The following is a 14,715-nucleotide window of genomic DNA, read 5'->3' as shown; positions in this document are numbered from 1 at the left end:
GTAAGTAAGGAAGAACCAAAATACACAACTTCATATTTCTTGCAACTTTGGCGCATTTTGAGCCATACGACTGATGAAATTTAACGGAATTTGTGAGATTATGAAAACAATATGAAAATAATTTAACAATAAAACCAATGACTCCCCCGGAAAACAGACCCAGCCTTCCTGAAGTCCACCGCAGCATCCCGGTTCCCAACAGCAAAGGTTTCTGGCGTAAAATGCTGGCCTACGCAGGGCCTGGATATTTGGTTTCAGTGGGTTACATGGACCCGGGAAACTGGGCGACTGACTTAGCGGGGGGAGCAAAGTTTGGCTATGCGCTATTAAGTGTGATTTTGCTATCTAATTTGATGGCAATTTTGCTGCAATCACTCTGCGTGCGTTTGGGAGTGGCAACGGGACGAGATTTGGCACAAGCTTGTCGAGATTACTTCAGTCCGCGAGTCAGTTTTTTGCTGTGGATACTTTGTGAAATTGCTATTTCTGCTTGCGATTTAGCGGAACTTGTTGGTAGTGCGATCGGACTGCAATTGCTATTTGGCATTCCCTTAGTTTGGGGAGTGTGCATCACTGCGCTAGATGTAATAATGGTGTTATTTTTACAAGGAAAAGGCTTTCGTTATATCGAAGCTTTGGTGATTACGATTATTGCAATTATTGGCGGTTGTTTTATTGCCGAAATGATTTTTGCAAAACCTGATGCCGGAGGAGTTTTACTCGGTTATGTTCCCAGCCTAGAGATTTTGCAAAATCAGGCAATGCTTTATATTGCGGTTGGTATTTTAGGGGCAACTGTGATGCCGCACAATCTTTACTTGCATTCATCGATCGTGCAAACTCGCTCTTGGGAAGAAGCTTCTGATAAAAAATGGGAAGCAATTAAATTTGGCACAATAGATTCTACCGTAGCGCTGTCAATAGCTTTGTTTATTAATTCCGCAATTCTGATATTGTCTGCTGCCACTTTTCACTTTTCCGGCTATCAAGAAGTAGCAGAAATTCAAGATGCTTACAAACTGCTTTCTCCGGTGCTGGGTGTGGGTTCTGCTAGTGCAATTTTTGCCTTTGCTTTATTGGCTTCGGGGCAGAATTCAACCTTGACTGCCACTCTAGCAGGACAGATTGTGATGGAAGGGTTTCTCAATTTTCGGCTGCGACCTTGGTTGCGGCGCTTGCTGACTCGACTGATTGCAATTGTACCGGCCTTGATCACAATTATCTTGTTTGGTGAAGGCAGTACAACTAATTTACTGGTTTTCAGTCAAGTGATTCTCAGTTTGCAATTACCCTTTGCAGTAATTCCCTTGGTAATGTTTACCTCAAACCGCAACTTAATGGGAGAGTTTGTGAATCCATTTTGGCTGAAAGCCTTAGCTTGGTTAGTGGCTAGTATTATAGTAGGATTAAATAGTTGGCTGTTATTGCAGACTATTTTTTAGTAATCTGCGATTGCGGTAGAGGCAGGAACACATTTAATATTTGATGCCTTAATGTGTCCATATAAAATGGGAGAAAGAGTAAGATCGTTAAAGTTATTACGCTCAGTAACGCCAGGAATGCTATTGATGTGAGATAGAGGCTTACATTCTTATGCGATGGTAAAAGCCACATTCAGCAAAGGTTGTGAGTATTTGGGGTGAATTCCATCCAACGTTAAATTCTTAAACGAAACACTATTAGATGATGGTTCATATTTGAGTTGGATTTATCCATCAGGCAAACTAAGAAAAAAAGGATTTAAGCCAATACAGGTAAGTAATTGAGTACACAATTGAGAATTACGACCGCCCAGAAGCACAAATTAGATATCGTTTAATTACCAGCTTGTTGGACGCTGACAATTTTCCATCCCCGTCACTTGCTGGTGAATATCATCAACGTTGGGAAGTCGAGAATACTATTGATGAACTCAAACTACATTTATGGGGACGAAAAAATCATATTCGTTCTCAAAGACCGAAAGAAGTGGTACAAGAAATTTATGGTTTACTACTACGACCGAAGAGCTGTAAGGTCATTAATTATTCAAGCAGCAAGCAGCGCAGGTGTTTCACCATTGCGTCTTTCTTTTACTGGAACATTACGAGTTATTCGTCGTGTTCTGCGCCAACATTCCAGCGATTACAACCACAGGAACTTCCATTTTTTTGAATTGGTTAACTTGGGAGATATTTGACCAACTTCTACCTGAAAGGGTTCATAGAAACAACCCAAGAGTTGTGAAAAAGCCTGTCTCAAAATTTCGCTCTAAACAAGTTAAACACAGAGGTACTGGAATAATAATCAATCCTCCTGTATTTATTGTTTTAAGCACTGCATAGCCCTTAACTGAACCGTATTGGCGCAGGAGGGACAGGTGCACACTTGGCCTTGATTGAAGGGAAGCATGACTCCCTGCGTGCGATCGTCGCCCCAATCTAGGATACACCGACTTTGAAAACACGCCCTAGGGATTCAAGAGACAGCGGAGCGTGGTGTCCAGGGTGTTGATTTCTCCTTTTTAGAGGTTCTCAAAAATTTCTTTTCATTCCCCCTTGACACTCCAGTGGACTGGATACTGCAAGATAGGATTAACCCCTCAAAGGAAAGGAAAAATACAACCATGACTACAGCTAAAAGTGCTTAACATGGCGTGTTCAGCTTGTGGCGAAACCATTACCAAAGCCATCAACACAGTAAATGCCGCAGCAAATGTTCAGGCAGCTCCCAAGACCAAGACCAAACTGGTCAATATCCAAACTCAAGCATCTGAAGCCGCCGTTACAGAGGCAATTACAGCGGCAGGTTATCCCGTTACCTGTCACTAAAGATTTCTCAGACCCATATTAAGGATGAAAATAAGGAGGTTTTGTATGGAAAACGCCACTATGAAACTGCGAGGCATGAGTTGTGCCTCTTGTGCAAGTAACATCGAAGGGGCAATCCGCTCAGTTCCGGGAGTTGAGACGTGCAATGTTAACTTTGGAGCTGAACAAGCCAGCGTTACATATAATCCCAGCCAAACTGATGTAGCAGCGATTCAGGATGCCGTGGATGCGGCTGGATATTCTGCTCTGCCGATGCAAGATGATGTACTTGCCCCAGAAGATGATGCAGAACGGCAGGCGCGGCAAAGTGAAAATCAGGACTTGACCCGCAAGGTGTGGGTTAGCGGTATTATCAGCGCCGTTATCGTGATTGGCTCGCTGCCTGCGATGACGGGATTGCCTATTCCCTTGATTCCCATGTGGCTGCACCATCCCTGGCTACAACTTGTACTCACTACTCCAGTATTGTTTTGGGCGGGTAGGTCTTTCTACATCAATGCCTGGAAAGCCTTGAAGCGTCATACCGCGACAATGGATACGCTAGTAGCGATCGGGACAGGGGCAGCTTACCTCTATTCTTTATTTCCCACCTTCTTTCCCCAGTGGTTTATCAGTCAGGGTCTTAAACCAGATGTGTACTTTGAAGCGGCATCTGTAATTATTGCATTGCTCTTGCTAGGACGACTGTTGGAAAATCGCGCTAAGGGACAAACCTCAGAAGCAATCCGTTCTCTTATGGGTTTGCAGGCAAAAACGGCGCGGGTAATTCGTAATGGACGAGAGGTGGACATTCCCATCGCTGAGGTAGTGTTGGGAGATGTCATTCTAGTTCGCCCGGGTGAAAAGATTCCCGTGGATGGCGAGATTATTGATGGCTCTTCAACGATTGATGAGGCAATGGTGACGGGTGAAAGTGTACCCGTAAAAAAGCAGCCTGGTGATGAAGTGATTGGAGCGACTATTAACAAGACTGGAAGCTTCAAATTCCGAGCCACACGGGTGGGTAAAGATACGTTTTTGGCGCAAATCGTTAAACTGGTGCAGCAAGCGCAAGGCTCCAAGGCACCGATTCAGCGATTAGCCGATCGCGTTACGGGATTGTTTGTCCCTGTTGTGATTGCCATTGCGATCGCTACCTTCGTCATCTGGTACAACATCATGGGCAACGTCACAATGGCATTGATTACCACCGTGGGCGTGCTGATTATTGCTTGTCCCTGTGCGCTTGGCTTAGCCACGCCAACCTCGATCATGGTGGGTACAGGTAAAGGGGCAGAAAACGGAATTTTGATTAAAGGTGCAGATAGTTTAGAACTGGCGCACAAACTGCAAACTGTTGTTTTAGACAAAACAGGCACGATTACCCAAGGTAAACCCACTGTAACGGAGTTTATAACGGTTAATGGTACCGCCAATGGTAACGAGCTAAAACTTCTGCGCCTCGCTGCATCCGTCGAACGGAATTCAGAACATCCTCTGGCAGAAGCGGTGGTGCAATATGCCCAATCTCAAGGAGTGGAGTTGACGGATTCACGGCAGTTCGAGGCTCACGCAGGCAGTGGTGTGCAAGGGTATGTATCCAATCAATGGGTGCAAATTGGAACTCATCGTTGGATGAATGAATTGGGAATTGATACCAGTAGTTTGCAGCCACCGTGGGATCGATTGGAATATCTCGGTAAGACGGTTATCTGGATTGCCGTAAATGGCAAAGTAGAAGGAATTATGGGCATTGCCGATGCCGTGAAACCATCTTCTGTTGTCGCAATTGGCACTTTACAAAAGATGGGATTAGAAGTGGTAATGCTAACAGGTGATAACCGTCGCACGGCAGAAGTCATAGCGCGAGAAGTCGGCATCAAACGAGTTATTGCAGAAGTTCGTCCCGATCAAAAAGTCGCTCAAATCGAAAATCTTCAGGCAGAGGGAAAAATTGTCGCAATGGTGGGGGATGGAATCAATGATGCACCTGCACTTGCTCAAGCTGACGTAGGCATGGCAATTGGCACAGGAACAGATGTCGCGATCGCAGCTAGCGATATCACTCTAATTTCTGGTGACTTACAGGGCATTGTTACTGCTATCCAACTGTCTCGCGCTACGATCCAAAATATCAAACAAAATCTGTTTTTTGCCTTTGTCTACAATGTGGCAGGCATTCCCATCGCCGCCGGAATTCTTTTCCCGATTTTTGGATGGCTCCTCAATCCAATTATTGCCGGGGCAGCAATGGCATTTAGTTCCGTTTCTGTAGTAACAAATGCGTTGCGTCTACGTAACTTTCGACCCAAAAATGTTGGCTAATTTGATTCTTGCTTAAGAGGGAATAATGATGAACAAGCAACTTACATTTCTAGGAACATTAGCAGGATTTGGATTTCTGCTTGGGGTAATTTCCGGTTCAATTTTTGGAGTGTTAACGTAGCCTATTTTTGCACTCTGATGAATGAAACATCGAACGATAGCGCGGGTTTTGTCAATCACGAAGGAAATTTACTCAATACCTTTGTTCAAAACCCGCTCTTACTCCCATAATCTTGTGTATTTTTTAGGAGGTTTTTAAATGAGCGGCAAAACAACAATTATCGGTACTATTGCTAGTCTCGGGGTTGTACTAGGAATGTTATCTGGTGAAGGAATAGCGCAAAATACCCATGAAACACACCCAACTCAAACACAGCAAAGAAGTCAGTTTCATCGCATTGAACAACCCTTAAGTAACAAGATTTTAGTTACTCTGGCTGGAATGGGATTAATTAGTTTAGAACTTTGGTGGTTTCTCCTTAGCAAACCCAAATCTCAGAAAGCAGTTACAGCCAGTGGAGGAATTCAAGAAGTAACCGTCACCGTTGATGGTGGTTATGAACCCAGCCGCGTTGTTGTGCAAGCTGGACAACCAGTGCGTCTTAACTTTCACCGCCAAGATCCTAGCAGTTGTTTGGAACAAGTCTTAATTCCCGATTTTCATATTGCAGCAGATTTGCATCTGAATCAAGTAACCTCTGTTGAATTCACACCTAAAAAAGCTGGCAGTTATGTCTTTAGCTGTGGCATGAATATGTTTCGAGGCGAAATTATCGCCACCGAAGACCAACAACTTGCATCAACGGGGTTTGAGGAATCTCAAACACTCACAGAATCCCAGTTCAATTCATCCATGTCAACACATCAGCCGGAAACAAGAATTGACGCTGAAGCTATGCAAATTAATCCAACTGTTGACCAGGGCCTCCAGAAAGTGACTATCATTGTTAACAAAGGCTACACGCCCAATCATCTGGTAGTTAAAGCAGGTAAACCCGTTCAACTCCACTTTTTACGTGAAACTTCTAGTGCTTGTTTAGCGAAAGTGCTGATTCCCGATTTTGGCATTGCTACCGATTTGTCTTTGAATCAAGTAACAACCATTGAATTCACTCCCGAAGACGTAGGAAACCACACTTTTAGTTGTGGCATGAATATGTTTCGCGGTACCATAGAAGTGCAAGCAGCTAACGTCTCTGACCCAGATGAAATGGCTGCTCAGGCCTTAAATAACTGACCGTCAACCAAGTGCGATCGCTCGAATGGTTTGTCGAAACGCCTACTGCTACCCAAAGTTGCGACATTCAGGCGATCGCCACTCTGTCATTCAAAAAAATGTCTAGCCCCTCTTGACTCTCCACTCGACTGGATAGTTTATCATAAGCTTAGAGTTGGATTCAGTAGAGGAAATGAGTATGTTAGTTCAAGAAAAGCAAAAACTCATTGGTTTAGTTGCGAAAGAAAGCGGTGTACCGATCAAAACCATTCGCTACTATGAGGAACTCGGTTTAATCAAGGCATCAGGCAGAACCGAGGGGAAATATAGATTATTTAATTCTGATATTTTGACTCGGCTAAGCTTTATTAAACGCGCCCAAACTTTGGGATTAACTTTAGCCGAGATTCAAGAATTATTGACGGTTCACGATGGAGGAGAGTTGCCTTGTGAACACATCAAAGTCCAGTTGCATGATAAACTGCTCGCTATCGATCTACAAATTCAGCAACTACTTATCCTCAAACTAGAGTTGGAAGGATTACTTTCAGGTGCGCCCACCTTACTAGAAAAGGTTGATTCCATCATTTGTCCTCTGATTCAAAAAAAGTAAATTCTTCTCTAACTTAATTGTTTCGATCGGTGTGTCAACGGAGGTTATAGAAGTTGACACACTGGTTTTTTATCAAAAAATAATATCGCTCAAGACAACGGCCCCATACACTGATTAAGGCAAGTCCAACAGTTATGGTCAAGAAAAAATCAGGGTTTATATATTTTCTGCCTGCCTACTTATATGTCGATTTATTCTGAAAAAATTTGTCAAATTTTTTTCGCTACCCCCTTGACTCTCCAGTCGAATAGAGAATTTAAGCTGTTATTAGGTTGAGTAAGTTCACGATTGATTTACTCAACAAAGTTCACCCATTAATCACCATCGATTAGAAATTGAAAACTATGGTACTGCAACTAACTGTTCCTAAACTGGCTTGTTCTGCTTGCGTGAATGCTATCACCAAAGTTATTCAAACGCTTGATTCTACTGCCTCGGTTCAAGCCAATCCAAAAACCAAACTTGTCAGCATAGAAACTCTAGCCTCCGAAACAGCAATCAAAGAAGCAATAGCTGCGGCTGGCTATCCATCCGTGTAAACCTTTTAGTTTTTTTCATGCCAGCGGTTAGCTTTGGCTAGCCGCCAATCCTAAATATTCATCTTAACTCTGGAGTTTATCAGTAGTTTAGAGGATTCATTTACAAGAATGCCCTTAACTAAAAACTCCAAACGAGAACAGCAAAGTCTAAACCCCTGATAAATCGACAACCTCAAGTTTACTAACTGGAGAAAACAATGAAGCCATTTTTAACTGCAATTGCTATTACTTCAACTCTCATCCTAGTTCAAGGTTGCTTCTCACCCTCAAGCACGAAATCTGGCGAAACATCAACTTCTTCTGGCTCACAAGTGGCAGATACCAGTTCTCACGAGGGTCATGTAATGGATAATTCCCAAACATCAGCAGCTAATAAAAATCCTCATGAGGGTCATAATATGGAGGATTCCAAAACCCATGACGCTGGAAAACAACATCATGATGGTGGTCATTCGGGATATTCAGATGCCGAACCTGGGAATGCTATCGCTAAGCTGACAGTTCCCTCCAATATCGCGCCCAAAACTCCCGTACCTTTGGTAATTGAAGTCCAAAACAAAGAAGGAAAGTCTATTGCTGATTTTGATAAATTCCAAGAACAATTAATGCACCTGATTGTCGTTAGCGATGATCTACAATATTTTAATCATATTCACCCCACCTATAAAGGAAATGGACGCTTTGAAGTTCAAACCGATTTTCCCGGCTCAGGTGGTTACACGCTGTTCAGTGATTACAAACCAGCAAAAAATGCAGAACAAGTTTCTGTCTTAAAAATGCAAGTTCCGGGTCAAGCTTTAGCTCGATCGAAAGTTGACATGGCTACCACCAAAACTTTGGGAAATACTAAGGCTAACCTCACGTTTTCTCAACCTCAAATAAAACCAGGACAAGGAGTTAACTTAATTTTCAATTTGCAAGATGCTAGTAGCAACCAACCGCTGAACGATTTACAGCCCTATTTAGGCGAAAGAGGACACTTAGTTATCCTCAAGCAGTCATCACCGTTGACAAAAGCCGACTATATTCATGCTCATGCCTTGAAAGATACTCCAGCAGGAGAGGTTCACTTTATGACCAGTTTCCCCCAACCAGGAAAATATAAGCTTTGGGGGCAGTTCAATCGTAATGGTCAAATTGTCACGGCTGATTTTTGGGTAAACGTGGAATAATTATACTCGCATTTTTTGTTTCTGAAGCAGAGAAACAGATTTTTGTTTCAAATGCTTGATTTCTAAACATTTTGCTATCAGCTAACTACTGGTGGTTGATAGCAAAACTCCTTGGCGATAAATCATGAGTAAACTATGGAATCATCTGAATTACAACCTTCTTCAAACACCAATCTACAAATCCATTCAGAGTCCGCTTCTTGTCGGCGATCGTCCCCTTGGTTATTGCTCGTGTTGCTCCTTGTGGGCGGTGGAGGGATTGGACTGTGGCGCGTTTTTGCTCCGAGTAATCAATCACCTCCAGCAACAGTTCAGCAACCGCCGCCAACGCCTGTAAAAACATTGTCGGTGCAAACCAGCCAAATTGTAGAAAGCTCGGAGTTCATAGCTAGCCTGAGCTTTTTAGACTGATTGCTGAATTTGTATTTTCTCCTGCAATTTAACTTCAGTACCTGCTTTCACCTCAGCTTCAACAAACGAGCCATATACATCGATACTTGAATTTACTGCTTCAAAACTAACAGCCAGAGCAAAAGGTACGTCAGCATTGCTATTTTGGTTCCATCCTGTATGTCCAACTACAGCAATACAGAAGCTTTTGGGTAGCTCATAAGACTTTACAGTCGCCCAATCTTTCTGAACAGTTCCTCTCCTTCGAGACAGTTCCTTTACTATGCCATCAATGCCATTTGCTCGTGTTTGGCCTTTGCCTAACTGTCTTTTTCCCAATGTCCATTGGAATAGCTCGTTATCTTTCTCGGTTTCTTCTGGTGCATCATAGTCTTCGAGAACTTGAGCTAGAAAACGCTTGGGATCTTCTTCCCGTTTGCTACAAGTCCAATCTAACCAAGTTGATAGATATTTCCTACAGTTACGTCGGGTACGACGAGGTTCAGCCACATAAGAAAGGGTAATTTCAATCAGAATGTCAAATCCTTCCCCTTGAGGTAGGAAATTTTCTGGCACTTTTACTTGATAAACCTTGGCTTGTCGAGCTTTAATGCGTTCTGTCCCTCTAGTTGTCAGCGTTACACGATTTAGGGAATTGCCAAGGGCGCGATAGATATCTGGAATTCCATAACCCATAGTCCGAATGGCATGATATAAATTAGTCTCCGAATTATTCGTCCAAGCTGGTAACCGTGCTGATTGAACGATGAGTGCGCGGTAAAGCAGTGTGCTTTCTTGAGGTAATGCTGCTGCTAATGCGGCAGCGATATGTGTAACTTTAGGAGCAGCAAATGATGTCCCTACGGCATCGGCACTAACAGCTTTACCACTATCACGGGTTGAACGAATTAATTCTGGACTAACTGATTCTGGTGTAGTGAAATTTGGTGAAGTTGGTGAGTCAATCACATAGTCCCCACCATATTCAACCACTTCTGGTTTAATAGTATCCCAAATGCCTGGGCCAGAACAGGAGAAAGAAGAAGGATAATTCTCTTCTGCTATCGACCTTAGAGGCGGCTTATTGTAGGTACAATGAGCAACAGAGCCAACAGTTAGAGCTTGAAAACTCTGTGCTGGGTTAGCGACCCGTGCAGAGGGTTGCAGCAGATATTGTGGATAGTTACGACCAGCTTGTATGTGAGCGTAAATTGAAGGGCGCGTCACATAGTTGGACTTTGCTTCAATATTGCCCGCCGCAACAATGAAGAGAACATCATTTTCCCAACTTAGTTTATCGATAGCTGCTGCCCAAGGAGTCATTGATTGGGTGCGACATGGGGAAATTGCAGCTACTGAGTGGTTATAAATTCGTGTTCTAGTTTGGCGATAATAAATCTCCACAATTTCTTCTAAAACGTTAGGCGGGAAAAACCCTTTAGGTAGTTCGTTTTCCGCATTGAGAATTCTAGCATTTTGAAGCCAACACACTGCCTGCTGACGACCTGTTTGAGGAATGCCTCGTGGATATAAAACTGCTCCTGCAACTCTAGTGCCATGTCCACCATATTTACAATAATCAGCAGTCATATTCGTTTCTCCAGGTACCCAAGATGTAGAGAGATTAGAGTCAATCGCAACTTTCAGTTTAGGGTGAATTTCTTGAATACCACTGTCTATAATACAAACTTTGGGTGCGTTTGGATCAGGTGCTTGTAATTCAAACTGTTCCCGATCTGATTCAGAGTTATTAGGTGTAACGGATGGAGCGATAAATTCATCGATTTCACTGACATCGAATATATATGGAAAGTTGAGGACAAGATCCTTCAGACCTTTACCAAGTATGCGAATTCGGCAGGAAAAGCTATCGGGTAGGCGTGAAATACCCATTTCATTACCTGGACTGGACTTCAAAATTTTTCCACGATATAGTGGATCTTGAATAAATTTTTGAAATTGCTGTTCTCTTACCCAATAAAGATCATCCCATTCTTCAGATGTGAGATTATGTTTATCTAACCATTTATTAATGCTTTTCAGATACTTGTCATCGTTATGAAAACGTTCCCGCTTGGGGCATCTCGAATATTGTTCTTGAATGTTGATGCAAGAAATACCTACATCTACAATATATTCTTGATGATCTAAAATCTGACCCCACTGTTCTTTAAGGCTAGGGGAAAGGATATATTCTGGTCGTTGAGTCCCCTCCAAAATTTCCCATATTTCTGGAACTTTGCCGCCCCCATGCTCAGACTCAATAAATTGCTGAATCTTTTTTCTGAGTTCCGAGAGTTTTATATCTGCTGAAGCTCCAATAATGTAGCCCTCCTCTAGATCAGCAACTATTTCAATCCCGAAACTTTTCAGGGCATCTGCATCAAATAAATTAGGATCTACTTGTAAAATGAATGAAATTGCATCTGGCAGATTAGGCTTACAATCTTCCTCGCGTTTTTCGCGTTCTTTCTCCCAATTTGAGACAATAGATGAAATAGAAGAATTTAACTTGCTACTATGTCCACCTACATCACCTTTATTAGCCAGCGTTGTTGTAGAGGTTTTTTTCGCACCTCCGGAAGATGGCGTAGCAGTTCCTTCATTAGTCAAACGTAGAGGTAAATGAGAAAATTGATTTAATTGTTCAGACATGGGAAATTATAACGTCTTGAATAGATGCCTCTAAGTGCTCTTGGATGACAAGTTCTTCTCGATCAAGGATGGCGCGTTTAGCCGCATCTTGAGCAACTCGAACAATTTGTGCTGCTGAAAGTTTGTCTAATTTCAGCACAATATTTCTCCAGTCGATTATACCCAATTCTACCGAAGAAAGTGTCTGTTTCAAAATAGCCTCAATTTCTGTCGGTGTTGGTTTTGGCACTTCGATGACATCATCAAATCGTCGCCATACAGCTTCATCCAGAAATTTAGTTAAATTTGTGGCTGCAACAAGCAATCCATTTGAGGCTTCATATTCATCAAGTAGTTGTAAAAAAGTATTAACCACTCGCTTGATTTCTCCTACTTCCTGAACGTCTTCCCGTGATTTAGCGATCGCATCGCATTCATCAATAAATAACAAACAAGGAGTTTGAGAGACTGTTTCAAATACTTCGCGCAAATTGGTTGCAGTTTCCCCTAAAAAGGAAGAAACCATTGCATCAAAACGTACTTTTACGAGAGTAAGTCCTGTATTCCAAGCTAGACGTTCGGCTCCCATAGTTTTACCGCACCCCGGAGTACCATAGAGTAGTATTTTTTGGCGGTAGCGTAAACCATGATGAGCTAGTCGGTCACGTGCAACATATTCTTTTTCTATACGACGAAAACGATCTTCCACAGCATCTGAAAGAATCATATGGTGTCGTAAACGCTCTCTAGGAACCGTAACAATAAAGGGATGGTTAAAACGTTGCTTGCTCGATAGCAAGGTTAGGGAGTGAGTATCATGTGTCTTTGAAAGAACACCGCTAGAAGGTGCAGAAGTAATTGCATCACGAGAGAGCTTATGTGAAAGTGCTGGAATCTCAGGAGGGATACGAGAAGATTGAGAATTACTTTTGTGGGTAATATTTTGGAGTTGTTCAGCTAGGAGGGTGTGTCCTTTTTTACGTTCTTCCTCAACGACTACAGATAGCATACTTTGGATCGCCGTTTTATCTTCACTGGCGATCGCTCTAAATAGCCGTTTAAGCACGTCTCCTTTCATTTTGCTGATTTGCTACTATATAGTACCATTGTACTATTTCAACCAATCAAAGTCCACCAGTTCGAGCGATCGCACTTTACCCCTTCACTCTCTCACGCAACCGCCCATAAATCACATCTAACCAAACCGGTACTACAAACTTACCCTTAGCCCAAGCTGCGACGACTTTCTCCAGCTCGAACTCTACCAGCTTGGCCACTCGTTCCTGTGGTTCTTTAACGAAAATTAAACGTTTTGGCTCCCGATCGCTCAAAAGCCCCGGATACTTCTCCTGGAGAGTTTTTAGAACTTCTCTAGCCACCTCAAACGTAAAACCACTGACAGCCAATACTCTATCGTCGCCAATGCCGCAAAATCTAGGACTTGCTCGCAGGCAAAAACAAGCTCTAATCAACGAATTACTGATCCAAGCCAGTAAAAACATTCAAAACATAGAGGCAAGCATTTCGGTAACGTCTTGTTGGTGGCGGCCCCGGTTGTTTAGTCTCAAAGCATTACCCCACAGCAGCCGAAGCAAAGCATAATCGTGCTTACCAGACAAATTTGTGCGATCGCGCTGTATGACAGTCAGCGAAGGAACGGGCTAATTTTGTCCAGTCCCGTCTTGAACCAAGTAGCGGATTAGAGCATGAATTGCCCGCTGTGCCGTTAGCGAGAGAGCAACTGTCACAATACCTATCAAACTCGGACTGAAGAAATTCCCGATTGGTGACGAGCAATTTTAGATTTTAGATTTTAGATTTTAGATTTTGGTGGATGCAAGGATGAAAGTCACGCATCCCAAATGGAATGACGATCGCTTTACTCACGCCCGCCAGAAGTTCTCACCCCTGGATTTGTTACAATTCTCGATCGTGTGGAGCAGGTGTATCTACGAAAACCTGCTTTTAGGAGAACTTTTGACTATGTGGCTTAAATTTGGTGTTGCTCCCAGCGGAGAACTGGCGAGCATTGATGAGGTTGTGCGCGGAAAAACTAACCTCGCTTGCCTCTACTGCGGAGGCTCCCTCACAGCGAAAAAGGGTTCCGTGAAAGAACATCACTTCGCGCACACCGGGGAAACTTGCAAGCCCGTTTCGCAGCGGATTAAAACCAAAGCGTTTCCATCGCTTCCCCTCTACGATAACTTCAACGTGCGACTTAAAGGTGAGGAATTAGAGCAATTGAAAGTGCTGTGGAAAGAGTACGGCGCACAAAATTACGCCATTCCCAAAGACTTGGTAAACTTTCGGTGGGAACTCAAAGGATTGGTGGAGTCGTCGGGCGATCGCACTTATCACTTTACCGACTTGGGTAAAATCCCCGTTGGCGCGCTTCCCCTGGCGCTGTTCAACAAAGTCCAGGAACCTTTGCTGCTGTCGGAGCTGGCTTCGTTGGAAGGCTCTGTAGAGATTGCTGAAGCTGCGGGTTTATCTTGTTTGGATGAACGGCGGGCTGATTTGCTGATTTATCGAGCACAGCTTCGTCGGATTCTGGTGAACTCGCTCTACTTCCTTGAGGTAAAAGCTGACGAAAGCTGCTTCTATAAAATTGGGGTAACAACTCGATCGATCGAGGAACGCATCGCCGAAGTGCAGCGGGATGTGAAAGCGCATTACTCGGATGTGACCGTCAATTTGCTGGGACTGTGGGAACACCGGGGGAATGTGGAGCTGTACTTCAAGCACCGGTACAAAGCTTTTAATTATCGCATTGGCAAGCTGACAGAGTATTTTGCGTTTCCGAACGTCAAGGCGGTGCTGAATGATTTGTACGGGATGGAAGCAAAAGTGTTGAGTGATGTTGAGTCGGATGCGATCGGTCTGAACTGGAGCCACACGCCTCGAATTGGCCTGAAGTCCTGACTCAACTTCAACTTTCTGGAAAAAAGAAACTTTTTAATCCGGCGTTGCTGATTTACGGTATGAAAGGCTAAATATGCAAATCATAGAAACCAGTATCACAAAGCTTCTCGATTTT

General features: G+C 43.3%; 12 protein-coding genes and 1 pseudogene. 9 read left to right on the top strand and 4 right to left on the bottom strand.

The annotated features are described in order from the left end of the window. The first annotated feature begins 137 nt into the window (after positions 1-137). From QT984_RS03320 to QT984_RS03285, 8 genes and pseudogenes are all read left to right on the top strand, one after another. Positions 138-1,442 (top strand): Nramp family divalent metal transporter, encoded by a 1,305-nt coding sequence (locus QT984_RS03320; protein ID WP_333313394.1) that lies wholly within the window; start codon positions 138-140, stop codon positions 1,440-1,442. Between the two features lie 9 nt (positions 1,443-1,451). Next, positions 1,452-2,154: pseudogene (locus QT984_RS03315) on the top strand (transposase); the annotation flags it as partial. 467 nt (positions 2,155-2,621) lie between these two features. Continuing rightward, positions 2,622-2,810, top strand: coding sequence for a cation transporter (locus QT984_RS03310; protein WP_333313396.1), 189 nt, complete (start codon positions 2,622-2,624; stop codon positions 2,808-2,810). A gap of 45 nt (positions 2,811-2,855) precedes the next feature. Next, positions 2,856-5,114: a heavy metal translocating P-type ATPase gene (locus tag QT984_RS03305; protein WP_333313398.1), complete on the top strand. Its 2,259-nt coding sequence runs from the start codon at positions 2,856-2,858 to the stop codon at positions 5,112-5,114. A 259-nt stretch (positions 5,115-5,373) separates the two neighbouring features. After that, the gene (locus QT984_RS03300; RefSeq protein WP_333313400.1) at positions 5,374-6,351 is read left to right on the top strand and encodes a cupredoxin domain-containing protein; all 978 of its coding nucleotides are present in this window, start codon (positions 5,374-5,376) and stop codon (positions 6,349-6,351) included. A 178-nt stretch (positions 6,352-6,529) separates the two neighbouring features. Then, positions 6,530-6,943 carry a heavy metal-responsive transcriptional regulator gene (locus QT984_RS03295; protein ID WP_333313402.1) on the top strand — a complete coding sequence of 138 codons (414 nt, stop codon included), beginning with the start codon at positions 6,530-6,532 and terminating at the stop codon, positions 6,941-6,943. Positions 6,944-7,287: 344 nt separating this feature from the next. After that, positions 7,288-7,482 (top strand): heavy-metal-associated domain-containing protein, encoded by a 195-nt coding sequence (locus QT984_RS03290; protein WP_333313404.1) that lies wholly within the window; start codon positions 7,288-7,290, stop codon positions 7,480-7,482. A 197-nt stretch (positions 7,483-7,679) separates the two neighbouring features. Next, positions 7,680-8,654 carry a hypothetical protein gene (locus QT984_RS03285; RefSeq protein ID WP_333313406.1) on the top strand — a complete coding sequence of 325 codons (975 nt, stop codon included), beginning with the start codon at positions 7,680-7,682 and terminating at the stop codon, positions 8,652-8,654. A 133-nt stretch (positions 8,655-8,787) separates the two neighbouring features. Here the strand turns inward: QT984_RS03285 and QT984_RS03280 are convergent, their stop codons facing one another. The 4 genes from QT984_RS03280 to QT984_RS03265 form a co-directional block, all read right to left on the bottom strand. Next, entirely contained in the window at positions 8,788-8,997 is a 210-nt protein-coding gene (locus QT984_RS03280) for a hypothetical protein (RefSeq protein WP_333313408.1), read from the bottom strand. 59 nt (positions 8,998-9,056) lie between these two features. Then, a complete protein-coding gene (locus QT984_RS03275; protein ID WP_333313410.1) occupies positions 9,057-11,699 on the bottom strand; it encodes a S8 family peptidase in 2,643 nt (880 codons plus the stop codon). After that, positions 11,692-12,756 carry an ATP-binding protein gene (locus QT984_RS03270; protein WP_333313413.1) on the bottom strand — a complete coding sequence of 355 codons (1,065 nt, stop codon included), beginning with the start codon at positions 12,754-12,756 and terminating at the stop codon, positions 11,692-11,694. Before QT984_RS03270 ends, QT984_RS03275 begins: the two co-directional genes overlap by 8 nt. A gap of 76 nt (positions 12,757-12,832) precedes the next feature. Continuing rightward, entirely contained in the window at positions 12,833-13,084 is a 252-nt protein-coding gene (locus QT984_RS03265; protein WP_333313415.1) for a hypothetical protein, read from the bottom strand. A 436-nt stretch (positions 13,085-13,520) separates the two neighbouring features. Between QT984_RS03265 and QT984_RS03260 the strand changes: the two genes are divergently transcribed. Beyond that, positions 13,521-14,600, top strand: coding sequence for a GIY-YIG nuclease family protein (locus QT984_RS03260; RefSeq protein ID WP_333313417.1), 1,080 nt, complete (start codon positions 13,521-13,523; stop codon positions 14,598-14,600). Positions 14,601-14,715 lie beyond the last annotated feature (115 nt).

Source organism: Microcoleus sp. Z1_B2 (assembly GCF_036700325.1).
Lineage (GTDB): Bacteria > Cyanobacteriota > Cyanobacteriia > Cyanobacteriales > Microcoleaceae > Microcoleus.
The sequence above is the reverse complement of the archived record's forward strand: the minus strand, read 5'-3'. Positions and strand labels throughout refer to the sequence as shown.